Source organism: Streptomyces sp. CNP082, from assembly GCF_059570535.1.
Genome location: NZ_JCANSZ010000149.1, coordinates 1 through 1,072 on the forward strand (window position 1 = coordinate 1; position 1,072 = coordinate 1,072).

The 1,072-nt window shown below is 72.1% G+C and carries 1 protein-coding gene; it reads left to right on the top strand.

Translation table 11 applies throughout. From position 1 onward, the window contains the following. Positions 1–56 precede the first annotated feature (56 nt). Positions 57–1,072, top strand: a 1,016-nt coding sequence (locus B124_RS37035) for a SpnB-like Rossmann fold domain-containing protein (protein ID WP_496507412.1), incomplete at its 3' end; no start/stop codon positions are given.

Below are 1,072 nucleotides of genomic sequence, written 5' to 3' on the forward strand. Positions count from 1 at the left end.
CCGGCGACCACACCGGCGCCACCCACCTCGAAGAACTCACCCTCCAGGCACCACTCGTGCTCCAGGAGACCGGCGCCCGCGACCTCCAAGTCACCGCCACTTCCCAGGGTGGATCCGACACACGCGGTACGGGCCGGTGGCAGGTCACCGTCCACTCGCGCCCGCACACCGACGGCGCCGAGCCGGAGCCGTGGACCTCCCACGCCACCGGCACCCTCACCGCCGAACCGGCGGAGGCTGCGGAGCTACTGACCCAGTGGCCCCCCACGAGTGCCGAGTCCTTCGCGGTCAGCGCGCTCTACCCGGAGCTGGCGGCAGCGGGCTACGAGTACGGGCCCGTCTTCCAGGGTGTGACTGCGGCCTGGAAGGAAGCCGACGGGACCCTGCACGCCGAGATCGCCCTTCCGCACGGCGCCGAATCCGCTGGCCACACCATCCACCCCGCGCTCCTCGACGCCGCATTCCACCCCCTCGCGGCGCACAACGACGGCGCGGACGGACAACTGCGGCTGCCGTTCGCGTGGAGCGGTGTGTCGGTGCACGCCACCGGCGCCACGGAGCTACGTGCCACCCTCACCCCCACCGGTGAGCACGGCCACGACTTCACCCTGCACACCTGGGACACGTCGGGCGCGCCGGTGGCGACGGTCGCGGCGCTGCACGCCCGGCCCGTCGACGCTGCGGCGCTCAGCGCCCGTAGCAGCGAGGACACCCGCAACAGCCTGTTCCACCTGGACTGGCGTTCCGCCGCCCCCGAACCGGTGGAGCAGGTGGATCTCGACCGGGTAGACGTGTACGTCGCCGTCCCGGCCACCGAGGACTCGCCCGCTGCAGCGCACGTCGCGACCGAGGCGCTTCTCACCTACGTACAGGGCTGGCTGGCCGACAACGACCAGACCGACCGCCGCCTCGTCGTCCTCACCCACCGCGCCGTCGCCACCAACCCGACCGAGGACATCCACCTCCCGCACGCACCNCTGTGGGGCCTGATCCGCACCGCCCAGAACGAACAGCCCGACCGCATCCACCTCATCGACACCGACACTGACACCGCGGGCGTCAATCCCGACGC